Origin of the sequence: Paenibacillus borealis (assembly GCF_000758665.1) — a bacterium.
In the GTDB taxonomy this organism is placed as follows: Bacteria; Bacillota; Bacilli; order Paenibacillales; family Paenibacillaceae; genus Paenibacillus_AQ; species Paenibacillus_AQ borealis.
In genome coordinates, this window is the sequence record NZ_CP009285.1 from 6,204,018 (window position 1) to 6,223,357 (window position 19,340).

Here is a 19,340-nt window from a genome sequence, read left to right on the forward strand (position 1 = left end):
GTTCATGAACGTTGTCCCGCCAGGCTTCCACTATCCCCGGCTCGCTGAAGCGACAAATCGATTCATTACTTTCCCGATCACTGCACTCTCTCCATAAGCTGGAGCAATCACGGCATTGCTATAAATTGCTGTAAAAAGAAACTGAACTTATAGTAACGGATATTTCGCGTTTCGTCAAATATTGTATTTATCGAGCTGATCGAGGAAACTCTGCGTCTTCAGCCGGAGTCCCAGCTGCATATCCATAAATGCCCGCATAATGGCCTTGAGCTCCGCGCGGGTATCAAGCTTCACATCCACATTGCCAAGTCTGGTCAGATCCAGCGCTGCGAATACACGAAGAAGCTTCAGGGCACGCGGAGAAATCTCCATCGCCGGAGGATCATTATGCCGGCAGCTGCGGCAGATGACACCGCCAAGACGCGGACTGATTCTAAGCTCCTCATCCGGCTTGTCCATATCGCAGACGACGCAGGCATCGAGCTGCGGGCCATAGCCTGCCGCCTGGAGCACTTTCATTTCAAAAACATTTATGATGATGCCGGGCTCTTTGTCTTCTTCAAGTGCATTCAGACAGGCGCTTAGTTGACGGAACCAAAAGCTTCCCGTCTCTTCATCATGCAGTACCCGGTCAAGCAGCTCGCAGGCATAGGATGCATACGCCGCTTTGACAAGATCCTCACGCAGCGGATGATGGGACTTCGTGATCTCCCCGGCATTCAGTGTTCCCAGTCCGCCATTGTTGCGGAAAAACACAAATTCTCCTGTTGTGAACAACTGGATCAGGGCAGCATGGCGGCTTTTCACCTTCTTAGCGCCCCGTACCAGAACCCCTACTTTACCGGCGTTCTCGGTGCAAAGCGTAATAATTGCGTTCCCTTCGCCGTAGTCCATGCTGCGGATGACGATCCCTTCCACCCTGTATAGCATGCCTCTTCCCCCAACCACTCGGCAAGCAACCAGTCCTTATTGTGCTTCTTCATCAATGACCATCTCTTCCTCCGCCGGCAGCGGTCCGCTGCTCTCCGGCGAATCCCCGGCTTCCCTGTACAGCAAATAAGCATCGACATCTCCAGTCATTGCAAAATACTTCCACGAAAAGTTCCGCATTCGTATTCATCCTTTCTTCGGAAACACGATGTCTCTTCAGAAGTAGGATGTACGAAGCTCAAGGATCTATCCTTGCAATTCCTGCCAAGTAGGAGCGGAGGGAGAGTTTATTGGTCTTTGTGGAAGCCCAAATCCCGCAGTACGCGGTCCTGATTGCGCCAGTCTTTTTTCACTTTTACCCATAGTTCCAGAAAAATCTTCGAACCCAGCAGGTTCTCAATATCCGTCCGCGCACGCCGTCCGACTTCTTTCAGCAGGGCGCCCTGCTTGCCGATAATGATCCCCTTCTGGGAATCGCGCTCCACAAAAATAACGGCCGAAATATGCACTACGCCATTAGGTTCCACACTCATGTCCTCAATCGCCACTGCAATGGAGTGTGGTACTTCTTCGCGGGTCAGATGCAGAATCTTCTCACGGATCAGCTCCGCACAGACGAACTGCTCCGGATGATCGGTAATCTGGTCGTCCGGGTAATACTGCGGGCCTTCCGGCAGATATTTCTGTACCTGCTCCAGCAGCGTATTGACATTGCTGCCCATTTTGGCAGAAATCGGCACAATCTCGGCGAACTCATGCAGCTTGTTGTATTCGGTAATCATCGGAAGCAGCGCTTCCGGCTCGATCTTGTCAATCTTGTTCATTACGAGAATGACCGGTGTCTTGATGGAGTTCAGCTGTTCCGCGATATAACGGTCACCGCCGCCCATCCCCTCTGAAGCATCAACCAGGAACAATACAGCCTCCACTTCATGCAGGGTGCTCATCGCCGTCTGGTTCATGTAATCGCCCAGCTTGGATTGTCTTTTATGGATACCCGGTGTGTCCAGGAATACGATCTGTGAATTATTGGCGGTATATACCCCGTGAATTTTGTTTCTGGTCGTCTGAGGCTTGTCCGACATAATGGCGATCTTCTGGCCGATCACCTGGTTCATGAGTGTCGATTTGCCTACGTTCGGTCTGCCGATAATGGCGACAAACCCTGATTTGAATTTCATATAATCCTCCTATTTGTCTTACAACTTGGTCAAAAGCGTTCATAACATTTTTAGATCAATCTGGAAACCTTGATACAAGGTCAAAAGCGTTTCGATCCCCCTAATTCCCCCTTCGCCAAGGGGGACCCCAAGGGCCCCGGCCCTCTGGACACCCGGAACTGGCGTGGGCTCAGCGTCCGGTGCATTGAAGAGGGAATTAGAGCATGAGCGCTTACGTTCCCTGCGGGAACACGCTTTACTGCGGCGCGGAAAAGACTGGTTACTTTAACAACAAAAACCCATACTAAAACCCTCGAAAACAAACTTAATTGTATTTTGTACACTTATTCTGTTTAGAATCAGAACCTTTACAGGTTTAATTGTATTTGATACAACTATTTCCTGAATTAGAGGCTATTTTCGGACTAAACTGCAAATATAGTTGTACTTTTTGCAGTTATATCGAAGTTTAGCTGAGTTAGCGGGCTTTTAATTGTACAAAATACAATTAACCTATGATCACCAGCATAACTAACCCCAATTAAATGCTCCACCCCACCTGAAGCCTACTCCGGAGCCTGCCCCTGCTCCAGATCCGAAGGACCAAAAGCGCCGGGGAGCAGGTCGCGCACGGTAGTCTCCACGATGTCGCCCTTCAGGTTGCCGAGGATTACCGGCATATCGGGGCCGCACAGCTCAACCATCACCTGGCGGCAGACGCCGCAAGGCGATACAGGGCCGTCCGTATCCGCGACTACAGCGATAGCCCGGAAGGTACCCGGCTTATGCCCGTCCGCAATCGCGCGGAACATAGCGGTCCGTTCCCCGCAGTTGGTCGGGCCGTAAGCAGCATTCTCAATATTACAGCCGTGGTGAACATTCCCGTCCTGGTCCAGCAGTGCAGCGCCGACCCCGAAACGAGAATAAGGTATATATGCATTGACTCTTGCCTTGATCGCTTCCTGAAGAAGTAGAGCAGAATCCATAGTTGTCCTCCTGAAAGTTTTATTGAGCATTCTCTTCATTGAATTTTCTTCGAAATAAAACTCACTTCGTAAGCATGGACCTAGTTTTGTGAGTATACACTGCTTCGTTTATTCTTCGCACAAAATTCGCTTCGTAGGCATACACCGCATCGATTATTCTTCGTACATAACCCGCCACTTAAGCATGGCCCGGTTTTGCAGTTCTAAGTAAAGATGACGGAGCGCACAAAGCGGATCCGCCTCTCCCTAAGCTGAAGTTGTAAACTGATTATGACATAAGACTTGTGATCCAGTCCATCACGGGATGATAAAAAACATAGATTCCCGTAATAACAGCAAACACCGCCGTAAGCAGTACAGCTCCTGCGGCGGTATCTTTGGCCTTCTTAGCCAAGGGATGAATCTCCGGCGAGACCAGATCAATCGTCGCTTCAATTGCCGTATTCAGCAGCTCGGCGGTCAGCACCAGCGTAATCGCCAGGAGCAGCAGCATCCAGCTTGACAGAGGAAGCCTGAATGCAGCGGCGGCGGCCAGCACTATAACAGCAAGACCGCTGTGCACCTTCATATTCAGCTCCGACCGGAAAGCCGCAGCAATGCCATGAGCCGCGAAGCGAAAAGAATGCCAGAATTTTTTGTGGCCGACCGCCGTGTTCTTGACCATTAGCGTGTCAACCCGACCTGAGCCAGAACGTTCTCCTGCTTGGACATCATCTCCGCCTCGGATTCCGGGTCCTGATGATCATAACCCAGTAAATGCAGGAAACCATGGACGAACAGGAAGCCCAGCTCGCGCTCCAGCGAATGTCCATATTCCAGCGCCTGCTCTTGCGCACGCGTTACGGAGATAATAATATCTCCAAGCACATAAGGAACTTCCTCCAGCTCCTCACCCTCGTCTTCGGCCACAGCATATATAATTTCCGGCTCATCTTCTCCGGTCTCATTCATCGCGAAGGACAGCACATCCGTCGGACGGTCAATTCCCCGGTACTCCAGGTTAAGCTCATGAATGCGCTCATTATCGACAAAGGTAAGATCCACTTCACCCTTCTCGATCCCTTCAGCTTCACCCGCTTTCTGCAGAATGCGCTCCAGCAATTCAATCAGCTCGCTGTTAATCTCATGTTCTTCCTGTTCATTGTTCCAAACGACGCTCAGGCTCATTTTTGATGGCCCCTTCCTCTTTTTTGGGCTTGCGCACATCCTCGGGATATTCAATCCGGGAATGGAAAATGCCCATTACGGTCTCTTTAAGTGTCCGTGCAATAATATCCAGCTCTTTGATGGTCAGGTCGCATTCATCGAACTGATGGTCATCCAGCCGGCTTTTGATAATTTTCTCGATCATCGTTTCTACCTGCACTACGGTAGGCTTGCGGAGCGAACGGACTGCGGCTTCCACACTGTCGGCGATGCCGACAACTGCAGATTCCTTCGACTGTGCCTTCGGTCCCGGATAACGGAAGTCCTCCTCCGTGAAGTCGGGCTCGACACCCTTTTCCTCCGCCAGCTTCAGTGCCTTATGATAAAAATAATGCAGGAACGTCGTGCCGTGATGCTGCTCCGCGATATCGCGGATCGGCTTCGGCAGCTTGTACTCCTTCTGCATCTCCACCCCGTCTCGGGCGTGGGCCACAATGATGGATTTGCTCAGCTTCGGCTCAATCGAATCATGCGGGTTCTCCATATTGTTCTGGTTCTCAATGAAATAGAACGGCCGTTTCGTCTTGCCGATATCATGATAATACGAACCCACCCGGCACAGCAGGCCGTCCGCTCCGATCGCTTCAGCAGCGGCCTCGGACAAGTTCCCGACCATAACACTGTGATGGTACGTTCCCGGTGTCTCCGTAAGCAGCTTACGCAGCAGCGGATGGTTCGGGTTAGACAATTCGACGAGCTTCAGTGCCGACAGGATACCGAATGTAGCTTCGAAGAATGGCATCAGGCCGATTACCAGCACGGCAGTCAGCAGACCGCTGGCAAACGCGAAGCCGATGGAATACAGCGTCTGCGTTTCGTTCCACACGCCTCCGCTCAGCATGGTCAAAATAGCTACCGTCAGGCAGCCGAACAGGGATACCATGATTCCGCCTTTCAGGAGTGTAGAGCGCTGTCCTGCCCGATGGGTGGAGAAAATAGCCACATAGCTCACAATAAGTGCAAAGAAGCCGAAGGTGAAATCAAATACGGTGTTCTGCTGCACGTTCAGTAGAATACTGGCAAGAACACTGAACAGAATGGAACAGAAATAGGCCAAAGTCATATCCAGCAGCATGGAAATCAGCATCGCACCTATCGCTACAGGAGCCAGGAAGCCTATATACGTCCGGACATCCGTCTGCAGGAATGCCGCCAGCTTCATCATAATAATTGTAATTATAAACACCAGCACCAGCATAAGCAGCTGGGAGTTATTATACTTGAAGCCGGAGGTCCCCCCGTTATAACGGATGAATGTCATCAGGCCAAAAGACAGCAGCACAGAGAGCAGCAGCAGTCCGAATTGCGGCCAATAATTAACTTCTTTGCTCAAGAGGCCGTTCTCGTCCAGAAGAGCATACAGCTCCGGAGTAATCTCCTGGTTCTTGGCGACCAGTACATCCCCCTGCTCAATGAATACATCAGGTGTATTCTGGCGGGCCTGTACCTTTGCTTCCTTGGTCGCATCCTCGTCATAGAATTTGTTGCTGGTAATAACCAGCCGTACCAGTTCCTGCACAACCTCGCGGGCTGTACGCTGGCTCAGCGAGCTGACGCTGACCTGCTCCGCCACTTTAGCGCGTGCGGTCTGGGCGTCGGTAATCTGGTCATTCATCAGCTTGGTGACAATATCCCGGGCGACAGGCTTCATCTCAATGATATCCTGGGAGGTCAGCCGCGGAATCTTAATATACGTTTCTTCCGGAATCACATACGCCTGATCTTTGATGACCGACTGCATTTCAGCGAGCAGATGCTCTGAATACGTCCCGGCTTTACTGCTGGCAGCAACAAAATTAAGAATAAAATCGTTGGCCCGCCGCGGAATCTCCTCACGGTAGATCGTCGTCTTATCGCTTTGTGAAATCGTATCATCCTGATTCAGCCGGTCGATCCGGTCGAGCAGCAGCGTTACGAGGTTCTCAGCCCGCATTGGAATAATCGCATAACGATTGACTACATTCTCAGCCGCTTCTTCCTGGGCCTTCAGCTTGGCATTGGTGTCCAGGATTTGCTTGGGTGCTGTAATTTCCTTGGCGCTGCGTGTTCCCTCTTTGATGTCATACTTTTTGGGCAGCAAATCAGAGGACAGGCTGAAGTAGAAAACAAGCCCCAATAACAGGAAAAGAGCATAGCGCGAGACCGCGCTATACTTCCACCCGTTAGTGCTATATACAAATCCGCTTAATTTCGATGGTTGCTTTGAGGCCATGAAGACAATCCCCTTTTTTATTGGAGGTTTTCGGCAGAGCGGTCATAGGCAACGATAATTTTCTGCACCAGGGAATGCCGGACTACGTCCTGTTCTGCAAAATAGACAAAGCCGAGCTCCTCAATACCGGATAATATCGTTTTGGCTTCTATCAGCCCTGACTTCTTGCCGCGCGGCAGATCGATCTGGGTAACATCGCCCGTAATGACCATCTTGGAGCCGAAGCCCAGCCGGGTGAGGAACATTTTCATTTGTTCTGGTGTGGTATTCTGGGCCTCGTCGAGGATAATAAAAGCATCTTCCAGCGTACGCCCGCGCATATAGGCAAGCGGCGCGATCTCGATCAGCCCGCGCTCCAGCGCCTTGGCTACCTGATCAGGCCCCATAACGTCGTACAGGGCGTCGTAGAGCGGCCGCAGATACGGGTCTACCTTCTCCTGCAAATCTCCGGGAAGGAAGCCCAGGTTCTCGCCTGCCTCCACTGCCGGACGCGTCAGCACGATACGCTTGACCGAGCCCTCCTTGAGCGCCGTCACCGCGAGCACAACGGCAAGATAAGTCTTGCCTGTTCCCGCCGGCCCGATGCCAAAGACGATATCACGCTTTTTGATGGTTGTCACATAATGTTTCTGGCCAATCGTTTTGACGCGGATGGGTTTTCCGCGGAAAGTTGTTGTAATTTCACCTTTGAACAGGTCAAGCAGCTGATCGGCACGGAAATCCTTCGCCAGTTCTACGGCGTACTGCACATCACGCTCACTTAATATGTAACCGCCCCGTACCAGGGACAGCAGCACGTTGAACAGCTGGCCCAGCATGTCCACTTCACGCTCAGCACCGCGAATGGTAACTTCAGCTTCACGCGAGTCGATAACCGCCGGAATTTCTTTCTCGATAATTTTCAGGAATCCGTCCTGCGGGCCGAACAGGGATTGAGCTTCTCCCGCATTTTGCAAAGATATACGAATGCTTGCAGTCTGTTCTGACAAGTAGCCTCATTCTCCTCAATTGTTTACTATCGGAAGTTCTTCCGCGATTCTCTCTTCCACTTCAAACAGCACTTTCATATAAACTTTACCATTCTCTTTCTTCTCATGCAAAATTTTTTGACTTTTGATGACGCTGTCAGCACCGTAACGCGCGAAAATATCACTCTTGGCCCGAGTCAGCCCTTCCTCCCGTGCGGCCTCCGGAGTCAGCATTTCAGCGGTATATTTAATCTCCATTTCCTTCTCGGTCATCAGGCCCAGCGGCAGCTGGAAGGACCGCCAGGACAGCATATCGGGCTCCGTAAGCGTACGCGACTTCTCAAAGCCGGAATCCCCGTAGCCCCACAGCTGCACCGCCCACTTGCCGAGAACAAGATACGTACGGTCTTTGCGTTCTCCTGTATAGGAACTGCCCGTTCTTTTGAGGGGCACTTCAAGATTATATTCATGCCATACCAGGCCTTTAACATCGCCTTTGGCTACTACCAGTTCTCTATTCTCTTCGTCGCCCAGCACCCCGGAGATGAGGATGTCCCCTTTTTTGACGCGCGAGTTGCGGCTCACCACAGGTCTGCCCTGCTCCGCATAGATTTCGGTGACAACCGCATCCGTTCTGCTGATCAGATGGCGCTGGCTGAGCAGCGGCTTAGTCTCCGGGCGGTCGGCTTCGACAACCTGGATCGTAATGCTCGTCCCCGTCCGGTGGAAGCCTGCCCATGTCAAACCCGGAACAAGGGTGGTCAGCTCCCTGGAGAGCTTGTCCGATTCTTCCATCCGCCAAATCCACTGAAAAGGGTATACCCCCTCCTTGCGGGCGGCTTCCAGGATATCCTCGGTGGGAATGCGGGTATTCCCTTCAACCTTGATGCTCCACACCATGGAGGACAGCAGCAGCAGCCCCACACCGAAGATCAGCAGTCCTGCGGCAAAAAACTTCCGCTTCCATAAGCGGGCCGCCCGGAAAGGAATTCCGTTACGGGCCGTAACATGCATGCGGCAGCCTGTCTTCTTCAGGAGCGGACGGAGGCTGAAGAAATCATCGAGCAGCAGGTTCAGCGAAGCGCCGTCCCCGGCAGGCCTCACATCCCAGATGACGATGCCTGCTCCGGTTACAGCATTGATAAAGGTTTCCACCTGCGGTCCCGTCACATGCAGTGTAACGAACCCCCGCAGTGATGACAGAGGCGGCTCTTTCATGGATTCTCCCCACTTTCCCTATACCTGATTTCACCGATAATACCTTCAACGGCAAGCTCCTGGCCCAGAATATTGCGGATGACCAGCCCTTCACCGGAAATCTCCAAATATCCTTTGGCTAACGCCAGCCTTAGCTGCTCCGATGAGAAATGCAGCACGCCGCGGTGATTCTCAATATACAATTCCTTATTGCCGATCAGGGTGATCCGGGGCATCTCCTGCAGCACATCCTGCGGAAGATCCAGTACCCCGTTTGTCCATCCCCGCAGCCTGCGGCCGATACGGGTCATAAGTAGACGCTCCCCCTTCCTGCCTTCTGTACACCTTATGCGGGAGGGCGTTTGTTTATGAGAGGAACTCACATCATTTGTACCGGGAAGCTCCTGCGGCTCCATCCGCCAGGCAGCCGTATATACAGCGGATTCTGCCGGATAGGTCCAAGGGACAGCACGGCAAAAAGCCCGGGTCTGCTCCTCTTAAAGAGCAAAACCGGGCATTATGGCAGAGCCTGGTATATAATTCGGTTCTGAAACCGCTCATCTGACGGGATCTCAGCCTTCCTTGCGGACAGAGGCATGCGGCTGCCGGGAACGGGGCGGTCCCAGAATCTCCGCCCACACCAGGCCGCTGCGCAGCGCCTCACGGTCACGCGCCAGCGGATGCTGCCCTGTACCTGCCTGAGACGGACTGGAGCCCTCTCCGGCAGTCATTGCGCCTGTAGACGGCACTGCAGCTGCCATGCCGTCAAAAGCTGCCTGCAGACGCTCCAGCTCCCGCTGCATGCGTTCTGTCCGGATCTGCACACCGTCCATATCGCCGGCCTGCTCCATGGACATCCCTTCGCCTGTCTCGTAGTCAGGCGTCGGCTGCTCTGCCCGCTCCGGCCAAGCCGGCGAAGCGTCGTACTCCCGCTCTTCCGGCGCGGGAGCCGGCCGGTCCGAATTCGCCCGCCGCGCTTCAGGCTCAGGAAATCTGCTGCCTGGACGTCCAGGGCGCCCGCTGTCCTCTGGCCGGGCGGGAACACGGGGACGGCGCAGCGGATTGCCTTCGCTCCCGCCGCCGCCAAAGGTAGGCATGCCGCCGCGCGGGGCGGACTTGCCTTTATTTTTGTTCCAGTTGCTGATGACCGCGATCACCGCAATGACCACGATGTAGATTATGCTGCTCATGGGAATCACATCCCTTTATTTGTGGGGCGGACGGCTGCTGTCGTCCCCGTCGTTTAATTTACCGAGGGAGCCGCGCATCTGCGTGTCGGCCTCAATATTTTTGAGGTTCATGTAGTCCATTACACCAAGTTTACCGGAGCGCAGTGCTTCAGCCATCGCCAGCGGAACCTGGGATTCGGCTTCAACCACCAGCGCCTTCATCTCAACCACGCGCGCCTTCATTTCCTGCTCGTGGGCGACAGCCATCGCTCTGCGTTCCTCAGCCTTGGCCTGGGCGATGCGCTTATCGGCCTCCGCCTGCTCGGTTTGCAGGTACGCACCGATGTTCTTGCCGACATCCACATCCGCAATATCGATCGACAGAATTTCAAAGGCTGTACCTGAGTCCAGACCCTTGGACAACACTGTCCGCGAGATCGAGTCGGGATTCTCTAGTACATCCTTATGCGAATTACTCGAACCTACTGTGGTTACAATCCCCTCGCCGACACGGGCAATAATTGTTTCTTCCCCTGCACCGCCGACGAGCCGGTCGATATTGGCCCGGACAGTCACCCGCGCTTTGACCTTCACTTCAATCCCGTTCTTGGCGACTGCTGCAACAATCGGCGTTTCAATGACCCGCGGGTTAACGCTCATCTGAACTGCCAGCAGCACATCGCGCCCTGCCAGATCGATGGCCGCAGCACGGGTGAATTCCAGCGGGATATCCGCTCTTTGCGCCGCAATCAGCGCATTAACCACCCGGTCTACGTTCCCTCCGGCCAGGTAGTGGCTTTCGAGCTGATTGATGTTCAGCCCCAATCCGGCCTTGGTAGCCTTAATCAGCGGATTAACAATCCGGCTTGGCGTTACCCGCCGCAGACGCATCGCTACCAGCGTAATAATGCTGATTCTAACGCCGGATGCCCAGGCGGACACCCACAGCATGACCGGGAAGAAGCTGAAGAAAACGCTTAGTACAATGATCACAACAACCGCAATCAGCAAAAAAGTAATCATAGATGCTTCCATCATACGCTTTACAACCTCCGTTATTTTTTGAGTAACCTAAGTATTCATTCAGTTCCACATTGCTGCAAATCCTTAAGAGGAGGCTCAGCTTATTTCACAGCTTACTTCAGGGATTCTTTCACGACCACGCGGCCGCCTTCGACCTTCACCACCGAAATAGCGGTTTGTGCATTGATGAATCCGCCCTCTGTCACCACATCAATCCGCTCGCCGCCAATCGCGGCGGTTCCGGCTGGCCGCAGCGGAGTTACGCTGATCCCTGAGGCTCCGATCAAACTCAGCTTCTCCGTCACAGGGACAAAGCCCTGCTCTTTGGTAAGACTGTCCTGGAGAATGAACCGGTTCCAGATCCCCCGCTCCTTGAAGACCACCGCTACAATCACAATCACAACTGCCGCTGCCGAAAAAGCAATGCCAAGACTGAACATCGCATGCGTTAAGCTGTAAGCAGCTCTTACTACCCCAGCCACAAGGCTGACGGAGCCCAGCAGCCCCAGAATACCGAAGCTAGGCACAAACAGCTCCAGCACAAGCATTACGAGTCCCAGAATGAACAGCAGCAGGGTCTCTGCCCCGGCGAAGCCAGCCACATAATTCCCGAAGAAATAGAGGGCGAACGCCAGCGTCCCGATAATTCCGGGCACACCAAAGCCGGGCACCAGCAGCTCAATGAACACCCCGGCGATGCCGACGAAGAGCAGAATCGTCATAATAACCGGATTCGTCAGAAAATGCGACATTTTCTCCGCGCCGGTATGCTCTACGCGAAAAATGTCATCTGTTGAGTAACCCAGCCAGGAGATGGCCTCATTTGCGGTACCCGCAATGCGGTCAGCGTAACCGGCCTGGAGCGCTTCCTCACTGCTCAGAGCGATGATCTCTCCCTGTCCTTTGTCCACACCGAGTTCCGGCTTGTTCACCACCAGATTGATGTCCATCATCCCGGCAGCTACGTCCGGATCACGCCCATTCAGCGATGCGGCTCCTACCATCTTGGATTTCCAGTAGGATACCATTTTTGCGTCATCCACGCTATTGCCATTCATATCTACCAGCGAAGCGGCACCGATCATACTCCCCGGCTTCATGATAATGGCACCAGCATTAAGCGCTATGTAACTGCCTGCGGAAGCGGCGTCGCCTTTGATGTAGGCTGCGGTAGGAATTTTGCTGTCCCTGACCATATTGCCGATTTGCTCAGCTGAATCCACCCGCCCGCCCGGTGTGTCAATCTCCAGCACAATCAGAACCGCGCCGTAATTAGCCGCCTCCTGAAACCCGCGTTCCAGAAAGCTCTGCAATCCGCGCTCAATCTCCTGGTCCACCGGAATGATGAAGACAGGACCGCCCACGACTGTGCCTGAAGCTGCAGACGGTGCACGAACCGCTTCGTTGTCCGCCTGGACTCTGCCCGTAAACGGCAGTATCAGCAGAATCAACATCGCGGCTATACAGGACAAGACCACTATGCGTAACTTTTTCAAACTTGCTGCCTCCCTTCTGCACTTATAAATCCGCCCGCATCCTTATCATATAATAAAACGCAGCATATAATCCTTAGAACGCCAGTTCCGTCCGGTCGTTTCAACAGTGGATAAAGTGTATTTAGTAAGATCATTGTCACAGATGGATGGCAAAACTGCTTTGAGGGGGGAAACAGGAAAGTTGGATGTTGATAGAGAGGTTGATAGAGAGGCTATTTGAGAAACTGAAAGTGACGCCGATTATTTTCCAATATGCATTCTGCTGCATTCGAAGCTATTGGCACTTGGAGTCCGCCACTCTCCACATAACGAAAAACACCCCTAATTAAAGGGGTGCTAGCGTTATATTATTGCAGAAATTGCTGAACCGCCTGGTTCACGAGTTTACCATCGGCGCGACCTTTGACCTTAGGCATCAGTGCGCTCATCACCTTACCCATTTCACTTTTCGAAGAAGCACCGGTTTCCTGGATGGTCTGCTGTACAATTACTTTAATTTCTTCTTCGGAAAGCTGTTCAGGAAGATATTGAATGATAATCTCGATTTCTGCCTTAGTACTCGCGGCAAGCTCTTCGCGACCCGCTGCTTCAAATTCTTGGAGGGCATCTTTGCGCTGTTTGATTTCACGACTAAGGATATCAAGCACTTCGTTGTCGTCTAATGTTCTCTTCAAATCTATTTCAAGATACTTTATTGTAGAACGAACCATTCGAATGGTGGAGAGTCTGAACTTGTCCTTACTCTTCATCGCTTGCTTCATATCTTCGTTTAATCGTTCGCTAAGATTCATGCGTGGGTAATCCTCCTAAAACTTTCTCTTACGAGCAGCCTCAGACTTCTTCTTGCGCTTTACGCTTGGCTTCTCATAATGCTTGCGTTTCTTCACCTCAGCCAAGACACCATCCTTAGCAATGGAACGTTTAAAGCGACGAAGTGCAGCATCAATTGTCTCGTTTTTGCGAACTTTCGTTTCAGACACCAGTTTTCCCTCCCTCCGACCAGACCGTCCAAGAGCATAACAACACGGTTCATCAAATTTCATTATAGGTCAAACCTAAATAAGGTGTCAACCTTCGTGTTATTATTTTTTAGCCGGAATGCTTTATTGAATTCCTGATTATGCGTGCGAAGCAGAATTCCCTACGAGGGCACCAAGTTTGGCGCCGCCCAGCAGATGATAATGCAGATGAGGCACCGCTTGTCCGCTGTCCGGTCCACAGTTATTAATCAGCCGGTATCCGGTATCAGCGATTCCCAGTTCTACCGCAATTTGCTGTGCAACAGCATGGATCTCGCCGATCAGCGGCAGGTCTTCGGGCGTGACATCGTTCATCGAAGCGATGAACTTCTTCGGGATAATCAGCACATGCACAGGGGCTGCAGGCTCAATATCGTAGAATGCCAGAATCCGCTCATTTTCGAACACCTTGGTGGACGGGATCGAACCTTCGATAATTTTGCTGAACACAGTTTCCATACAACGCATCCTCCCCAGAAATTTGTGATGCAGAAGCTTGCATCCGGCACTTCCCGCGGTAAATTCTGTAGCACTGGCAGTCCTTATACTGTAAAAACAGGCGTATTCACGGCCATTTCCACTAAATAAATCCGCCGCTCACAGGGTTGCACCCTGTAATCGTGAGCTCAGCTTTTGCCCGGCGGGGCGCATTTGCCTGAATTTGTTGGTTATTCCGGCCTGATCCGCTTCGCGACAAATTAAAGTTTATGGCTCTAATCATACAGGAAATTGAAAGATAACGAAAGGCGGAGTCCGGGCATTCCGGTTAACCCCGGAGGAAGTATATGAAATAGGATCAAGAAGACAAGGCTGTATTATAACAGGGCAGAATACTTCAGGTGCGGTGGAACGAGGGAAGAAACTGAGAAATTCTTATTTAAAAAAAGACAAAAAAAAAGAAACACCCTTCACAGCTCATATGAGCTGCTTCGGCGGCGGACGTATGAGAAGGAACAAATTCCCTGTCATACGTCCGCCGAGGTGTTTCAAATGATGTCGGCTTAGCTGTATTATAACAGGGGGTTGAAGGTGTATCTGTGATCGTTGTCACACTCAACCCCGCATTTCACATTTTTTCCAAAAGAATGGTTGAACCCCCGCCGCCCTGCTCTGCAGGAACTACAATCAGCTTGCGCGGCAGACGGGCACGAAGCTCCGGAACATGGCTGATGATGCCCACGGACAGCTGGTCATTGTGCAATCTTTCCAGTGAGGTTATCACGGTATCGAGCAGATCCGGGTCCAGCGTACCGAAACCCTCATCCAGGAAAAAGAATTGCAGCGGATACTGTCCACGGAGCTGAATCTGGGCTGACAAGGCTAACGCCAGTGCAAGGGAGGTCAGGAAGGTTTCCCCGCCGGATAGCGTCGAGACTGGCCGTTTAACACCGCCGTTCCCGTCATCACGGATGACGAAACCTCCGCCGGAATCCACTTCCAGCGCGTAGCGCTGCTTGCTAAGGAAACGCAGACGCTGTGAGGCGGACTGACACACCTGCATCAGCTGTTCTTCCGCCATATATTCCACAAAGGCATTGCCGCGCAGCACCGTCTGCAGCTTGGACAAGCGGTCCTGCATAGCAGCATGTTCCGCCCGCTGGCCCTCAAGCTCCATCCAGCGGATGTGCCGCTGCTGAAGATCCTCCAGATCACGCTCCGCACGTGCGCGGGCCTGCAGTGAACTCTCATCCTCTTCCCTGCACTTCTGCAGTGACGCCTGGCTCTCCTGCCACTCCTCACCACTAAGCACAGCACCCTCCAGCTTCTCCTCTAGACTCCGTAGCTGCAGGGCACACTCCGCTTCCTCCTCGCGGTGAGCCCGCACCCGTTCAGCCGCCTGTGCCCGCTCGGAGGTCTCCAGTGACGCGGCTTCAACCTCAGCGGCTGAAGCAAACACCGAAGACTGCAGCGTCTCCTTCCACTGGGAGTCGGCTGCCGTATAATGCTCATGCGCAGACTCTGCCGCCTGACGGGCAACCGCAGCTTCCCGCGTCTGCTGCTGGGCCTTGTCCGCCGCCTGGCGGTGTCCCTGCCGGGTGCGTTCAAGCGCAGCCTGCAGCTCCAGCAGCCTGCGCTCGCATTCGGCCAGCAGCGCAGCCGCCGGACGCCCGCCTGTCCATTCCCGGAGACGCTGCTCTTTGTCACGCGCAAGGGCTTCTTTGCCTTCAAGCTGCGCATCCCACTGTGCCAGCTCCTTGTCGAGCCCGGCTATCTGCTCCTGCAGTGCCTGTACAGCAAGGCTCTTCTCGTCCAGAAACTTGACGCTGATCTCCAGCCGTCCACGGATCTCCTCAGCCCGCTCATCCTTGGCAAGCATCTCCTGATAGGCCTTCTCTGCCTCCTCAGGCGCAAGCTTCGGAAATAGCCGGTTCCATTCTTCCCTAAGCTTCTTCGCCGAGGCGGCGAGTTCCTCCGCTTTGGCAGCCAGACCCTGCACCCAGGTCTGCTCAGCTTCAGCACCGGCCGCTTCCTTGTGGTACAGCTGCTCCAGCTCCTGCATGGAGCGCTGCCAGTCTGCGGCCGCACGGCGCAATTCTCCGGAACTGGCCTTCAGCGAGACCAGCTGGGCATTCAGACCGGATAATGCTGCTTCATCCGGGATGTCTGCGGCGGCAGGGACTGCAAGTGATCCAGAGGACACAGGGGCTCCAAGGGACTCAAGGGCCGCCGAGGACTCAAGGGAAGCAAGTGAGTCGTGTGCAGAGGACTCATGGGATGCAGGAGAGTCGTGAGTTGCAGAGGACTCGAGAGATGCGAGAGAGTCGCGAGAGGCAGAGCTAACAGCCGGCTGCTGCTCTATCCCGGCAGCCGTAGCAGCGGTCTGCTCCAGCGCCTCTTCGGACGCTGCCCCGCCCAGCTGGGCAAGCCATGATCCGTCCTGCTCCAGCAGGCTGCGGAACAAATGGCGTGTCTCCAGCGCCTGCCGGGCCAGAATGCGGACATGGCGGAGCCGTTGGTCCAGCTCTTCATGTTCCCCCTGCTCCTGATTAAGCGCAGGGGAGGGATGGTGCTGGCTGCCGCACACAGGGCAGGGCACACCCTCCTGGAGTTCACGGGCGAGCGCCAGCGAGAGCCTGTGAACCTCCTGCTCCTTCAGCGCAGCTTCAAGCGCGCTGGTGTGCTGTTCCAGGCGGCCGGCAGCGGCTCCCGCTGCACCTTCGGCCGCCTGCAGCTCTTCCTGGTGCAGGGCAGCGGCGGCAAGCAGCTCCCCGCGCCCGGCAGCAAGCGCCTGCCGCCGGGAACCGGCAGCGGCCAGGCGCGCCTGCGCCGCCGTGAGCACCGCTGCGCGCCCGCGGTGCTCACGTTCTGCCGACTCCCGCTGGAGCTCGGCAGAACGCAGACCCTGCAGTCTCTGCATGGCTTCCTGCAGAGACTGCCGCTCCTGGGAGCGGACCGCGAGCGGCTGCAGGCTCCGCTGCAGCTCGTGCTGTTTCTTTTGGCCGCGGGCCAAAAGCTCACGCTCCCGGGCCAGGCTCTCCCGCCCGGCGGCTAGGCCCCGGGCGGCTTCGTCCCCCCGCGCCAGCAGCGCCGCGCGCTCCTGGCGCAGCCCGCCGAGCTCGGCTTCCAGCTCGAGCGCGCGGCGGAACAGGCCCTCCTCCTGCCGGAGGGCCGGCTCTTCAGCAGTAAGCGCGGCCTGTGCCGCTGCTTCCGCCTCCGCCATTACCGCCGCCTCCCGGCTGGCGGCGGAGGCCAGAGCCTCCAGGCCCTCCGCGCGGGCCAGCCGGCTCTTCCAGGCCTCTTCCGCGCTGCGCCAGGCCTTCAGCGCGGGCAGCCTTTTCTCGGCATCGTCAGCCTTGCCGAGCTTCTGCTCCAGGAGGAGAATCTGCTCCTCCTGGGCCTGTAGAGCCTGCCGCTGCTGCCCGCGGCGGGCATGCTCCTCCTGCAGCTCGCGGATGCGGGCGAAGCGCTCAGCACGCGCCGCCGCTTCCGTGAGCCGCTTGCGGCATTCTGCCGCATGGCGGACAGCCTCCTGCACCCGGACAGCTGCCGCTTCCACATCTGCCTTGCCTGCGCTGCCCAGTCCCTGCTGTTCGGCCTCCAAAGCACGCAGTGCCGCCTCATTCTCTTTGACGCGGCGGCTAAGCTTAAGGGCCAGCCCGTCCCCGTACTGCTCCAGATGGAACAGGCGCTGGAGCATCTGCCTGCGGTCTACACCGCGCAGGGACAGAAACTCGGCGAATTTGCCCTGCGGCAGCACCACCGCCCGAGTGAAGTCATCCATCTTCAGCCCGATATGCTCTTCCACACAGCGGGTAACCTCCGCCAGCTTGTCAGCCATTACAACATCGCCGTCATCCTTGACCTCGATGAACCGGCTGATGGTATTGCTGACTGATTGCTCACCGGTCCGTTTGAATTTGCGTTCCACCCGGTAACGCCGGGCCCCGGAAGAAGAGGTCAGCTCGAAGGTGAAGGCAACGCTGAGCTGGTCCTCGGAATGGTTCATGATGCCTTGGGTCCCGTTCACCGCGCGCTCTACTTTACCGTACATCGCCAGCGTGATCGCATCCAGCAGGCTGGATTTGCCGCTGCCGGTCGGACCAAAGATCCCGAACAGCCCGGTCTCAGTGAGACTGGCAAAATCAATTTCCTGCTGCTCCCTATAACTTTGCAGTCCGGATAATTTCAGTAGTATCGGCTTCACTTAAGCATCTCCTCCCCTTCCGCAGATTCCTGCCGTTCTTCTTCAGCCAGCTCCAGGAACAGCTCAATCAGGCTGTCGTCCGGTTCTGCCCCGCCCGTCTGGCGCTGGTAGAACCTGCGGAACAATTCCTGTACAGGCATGCGTGAGCGCGCAGTCTCTTCCAGCTCCTGTTCCATCTGCGGATAGACCGGACGGATATGTACGATGCCTTCCCGTGACTTGCGCAGACGCTGGATATCGTTCATCGACATCGCCTCCGTCAAACGAAGCTCCAGATCGATGAATGCCCCCGCATCCCTGCCTTCATCCAGCCAGCTATAGACCTCCTGCAATCCTCCGGTTGACTTCCAGTTGACCAGCGGACGGCCGCAGCTCAGATAGATTTCTTCGAACACCGGCTCCCCGCCGGGAGCAACGTCAATCATCGCCACCGACTTGGCCTGCCCTGCCTCAGAAAAGCTGTACGCCAGCGGCGAGCCGCTGTAGCGGATCATCCCCTCGCCCTTGACCCGCTGGGCGCGGTGAAGATGCCCGAGTGCCGTATACTGTGCACCGCAGGAGAGCGCCGAGGGATCTACGGTATAAGCACCGCCTACCTGGATCGGCCGCTCAGAGTCGCTCTCCACACCACCCAGCACATAAATATGGCTCATCGCCAGATTAACGGTCTGCGGCGTGAACTCCCGGCCGAGCAGCTGCATCAGCCTGCCGACGCGCGCGCTGTAAGCCAGCCGCAGCTCAGCCTCTCCGCCGTCCCCGGCGAGCAGCTCGCCAAGCCGGGCTTCGGAGGGGTAGGGGAGCGCAGCGATTTTGGCAATCTCACCAGTTCTTGCAGCATGCACGGTCACCGGCTCTGAGGTCGGCATTCCTACCAGTGTAATCCCCTGTCTGCGGACAAGCGGAGACACGGAAGCTACGCGTTCCGGCTGATCGTGATTGCCGGAAATGACAACCAGCGGCCTGCCGCCCGCCGTCAGCCTGGCCGCAGCCTCGTAGAACAGCTGCTCCGCCGCAGCCGGAGGATTGACCGAATCGTAGACATCTCCCGCCATCAGAATCAGATCCGCTCCGGAGGAATCTGCAATCTCCACCAGCTCATCCACGAACTGCTCCTGCTCCTTCTGCCGGCTTCTGCCCTCCAGCGTCCGCCCCAGATGCCAGTCTCCCGTGTGCAATATGCGCATTTCCGCCCTCTTTTCCCCGCCTGTCCGCGGCAATCATAGATTTATATATAAAGGCTGAACTTAATATACTTAGATAAGAGCTGGCTTCACCTACAACGGATATTTAGGTTTCCAGCTGCTGTTGCCATAGCAATTATCGATTTTA

At 55.0% G+C, this 19,340-nt stretch carries 18 protein-coding genes; all 18 read right to left on the bottom strand.

Going from position 1 to position 19,340, the window contains the following annotated elements:
• Positions 1-174 precede the first annotated feature (174 nt).
• Positions 175-930, bottom strand: coding sequence for a DNA repair protein RecO (gene recO / locus PBOR_RS26360; RefSeq protein ID WP_042216790.1), 756 nt, complete (start codon positions 928-930; stop codon positions 175-177).
• A gap of 36 nt (positions 931-966) precedes the next feature.
• Positions 967-1,110: a YqzL family protein gene (locus PBOR_RS36460; RefSeq protein ID WP_081972193.1), complete on the bottom strand. Its 144-nt coding sequence runs from the start codon at positions 1,108-1,110 to the stop codon at positions 967-969.
• A 107-nt stretch (positions 1,111-1,217) separates the two neighbouring features.
• Positions 1,218-2,111 carry a GTPase Era gene (gene era, locus PBOR_RS26365; RefSeq protein ID WP_039304132.1) on the bottom strand — a complete coding sequence of 298 codons (894 nt, stop codon included), beginning with the start codon at positions 2,109-2,111 and terminating at the stop codon, positions 1,218-1,220.
• Positions 2,112-2,656: 545 nt separating this feature from the next.
• Positions 2,657-3,106: a cytidine deaminase gene (locus tag PBOR_RS26370; RefSeq protein WP_483823612.1), complete on the bottom strand. Its 450-nt coding sequence runs from the start codon at positions 3,104-3,106 to the stop codon at positions 2,657-2,659.
• A 238-nt stretch (positions 3,107-3,344) separates the two neighbouring features.
• Positions 3,345-3,740, bottom strand: coding sequence for a diacylglycerol kinase family protein (locus PBOR_RS26375; protein WP_042216793.1), 396 nt, complete (start codon positions 3,738-3,740; stop codon positions 3,345-3,347).
• A complete protein-coding gene (ybeY, locus tag PBOR_RS26380; RefSeq protein ID WP_042216796.1) occupies positions 3,740-4,243 on the bottom strand; it encodes an rRNA maturation RNase YbeY in 504 nt (167 codons plus the stop codon). Before ybeY ends, PBOR_RS26375 begins: the two co-directional genes overlap by 1 nt.
• Complete coding sequence (locus PBOR_RS26385) at positions 4,215-6,494, bottom strand: HD family phosphohydrolase (protein ID WP_042216798.1); 2,280 nt, start codon at positions 6,492-6,494, stop codon at positions 4,215-4,217. Before PBOR_RS26385 ends, ybeY begins: the two co-directional genes overlap by 29 nt.
• A gap of 17 nt (positions 6,495-6,511) precedes the next feature.
• Positions 6,512-7,483: a PhoH family protein gene (locus PBOR_RS26390; RefSeq protein ID WP_042216800.1), complete on the bottom strand. Its 972-nt coding sequence runs from the start codon at positions 7,481-7,483 to the stop codon at positions 6,512-6,514.
• A 15-nt stretch (positions 7,484-7,498) separates the two neighbouring features.
• Positions 7,499-8,680 carry a sporulation protein YqfD gene (gene yqfD / locus PBOR_RS26395; protein WP_042216802.1) on the bottom strand — a complete coding sequence of 394 codons (1,182 nt, stop codon included), beginning with the start codon at positions 8,678-8,680 and terminating at the stop codon, positions 7,499-7,501.
• Positions 8,677-8,970: a sporulation protein YqfC gene (yqfC, locus tag PBOR_RS26400; RefSeq protein WP_042216804.1), complete on the bottom strand. Its 294-nt coding sequence runs from the start codon at positions 8,968-8,970 to the stop codon at positions 8,677-8,679. The genes yqfD and yqfC overlap by 4 nt, the downstream gene beginning before the upstream one ends.
• A 261-nt stretch (positions 8,971-9,231) precedes the next feature.
• On the bottom strand, positions 9,232-9,849 hold the full coding sequence (locus tag PBOR_RS26405) for a hypothetical protein (RefSeq protein ID WP_042216807.1): 618 nt from the start codon (positions 9,847-9,849) through the stop codon (positions 9,232-9,234).
• 15 nt (positions 9,850-9,864) lie between these two features.
• A complete protein-coding gene (gene floA / locus PBOR_RS26410) occupies positions 9,865-10,866 on the bottom strand; it encodes a flotillin-like protein FloA (RefSeq protein WP_042216808.1) in 1,002 nt (333 codons plus the stop codon).
• A 98-nt stretch (positions 10,867-10,964) separates the two neighbouring features.
• Positions 10,965-12,305: an NfeD family protein gene (locus PBOR_RS26415; protein ID WP_081972414.1), complete on the bottom strand. Its 1,341-nt coding sequence runs from the start codon at positions 12,303-12,305 to the stop codon at positions 10,965-10,967.
• A gap of 389 nt (positions 12,306-12,694) precedes the next feature.
• A complete protein-coding gene (locus tag PBOR_RS26420) occupies positions 12,695-13,138 on the bottom strand; it encodes a GatB/YqeY domain-containing protein (protein WP_039310385.1) in 444 nt (147 codons plus the stop codon).
• Between the two features lie 15 nt (positions 13,139-13,153).
• Complete coding sequence (gene rpsU / locus PBOR_RS26425) at positions 13,154-13,327, bottom strand: 30S ribosomal protein S21 (protein ID WP_005547957.1); 174 nt, start codon at positions 13,325-13,327, stop codon at positions 13,154-13,156.
• A gap of 138 nt (positions 13,328-13,465) precedes the next feature.
• Positions 13,466-13,825, bottom strand: coding sequence for a histidine triad nucleotide-binding protein (locus tag PBOR_RS26430; RefSeq protein ID WP_042216812.1), 360 nt, complete (start codon positions 13,823-13,825; stop codon positions 13,466-13,468).
• Between the two features lie 607 nt (positions 13,826-14,432).
• A complete protein-coding gene (locus PBOR_RS26435) occupies positions 14,433-18,011 on the bottom strand; it encodes an AAA family ATPase (RefSeq protein ID WP_042216815.1) in 3,579 nt (1,192 codons plus the stop codon).
• Entirely contained in the window at positions 18,008-19,195 is a 1,188-nt protein-coding gene (locus PBOR_RS26440) for an exonuclease SbcCD subunit D (RefSeq protein ID WP_042216817.1), read from the bottom strand. The genes PBOR_RS26435 and PBOR_RS26440 overlap by 4 nt, the downstream gene beginning before the upstream one ends.
• Between the last annotated feature and the right edge of the window lie 145 nt (positions 19,196-19,340).

What these genes read in the sequence shown, in the direction of transcription:
- recO (WP_042216790.1), bottom strand. Translation starts at nt 930, where the DNA reads ATGCTATACAGGGTGGAAGGGATCGTCATCCGCAGCATGGACTACGGC.
- PBOR_RS36460 (WP_081972193.1), bottom strand. Translation starts at nt 1,110, where the DNA reads ATGCGGAACTTTTCGTGGAAGTATTTTGCAATGACTGGAGATGTCGAT.
- era (WP_039304132.1), bottom strand. Translation starts at nt 2,111, where the DNA reads ATGAAATTCAAATCAGGGTTTGTCGCCATTATCGGCAGACCGAACGTA.
- PBOR_RS26370 (WP_483823612.1), bottom strand. Translation starts at nt 3,106, where the DNA reads ATGCTCAATAAAACTTTCAGGAGGACAACTATGGATTCTGCTCTACTT.
- PBOR_RS26375 (WP_042216793.1), bottom strand. Translation starts at nt 3,740, where the DNA reads ATGGTCAAGAACACGGCGGTCGGCCACAAAAAATTCTGGCATTCTTTT.
- ybeY (WP_042216796.1), bottom strand. Translation starts at nt 4,243, where the DNA reads ATGAGCCTGAGCGTCGTTTGGAACAATGAACAGGAAGAACATGAGATT.
- PBOR_RS26385 (WP_042216798.1), bottom strand. Translation starts at nt 6,494, where the DNA reads ATGGCCTCAAAGCAACCATCGAAATTAAGCGGATTTGTATATAGCACT.
- yqfD (WP_042216802.1), bottom strand. Translation starts at nt 8,680, where the DNA reads ATGAAAGAGCCGCCTCTGTCATCACTGCGGGGGTTCGTTACACTGCAT.
- yqfC (WP_042216804.1), bottom strand. Translation starts at nt 8,970, where the DNA reads ATGACCCGTATCGGCCGCAGGCTGCGGGGATGGACAAACGGGGTACTG.
- PBOR_RS26405 (WP_042216807.1), bottom strand. Translation starts at nt 9,849, where the DNA reads ATGAGCAGCATAATCTACATCGTGGTCATTGCGGTGATCGCGGTCATC.
- floA (WP_042216808.1), bottom strand. Translation starts at nt 10,866, where the DNA reads ATGATGGAAGCATCTATGATTACTTTTTTGCTGATTGCGGTTGTTGTG.
- PBOR_RS26415 (WP_081972414.1), bottom strand. Translation starts at nt 12,305, where the DNA reads ATGTTGATTCTGCTGATACTGCCGTTTACGGGCAGAGTCCAGGCGGAC.
- PBOR_RS26420 (WP_039310385.1), bottom strand. Translation starts at nt 13,138, where the DNA reads ATGAATCTTAGCGAACGATTAAACGAAGATATGAAGCAAGCGATGAAG.
- PBOR_RS26430 (WP_042216812.1), bottom strand. Translation starts at nt 13,825, where the DNA reads ATGGAAACTGTGTTCAGCAAAATTATCGAAGGTTCGATCCCGTCCACC.
- PBOR_RS26440 (WP_042216817.1), bottom strand. Translation starts at nt 19,195, where the DNA reads ATGCGCATATTGCACACGGGAGACTGGCATCTGGGGCGGACGCTGGAG.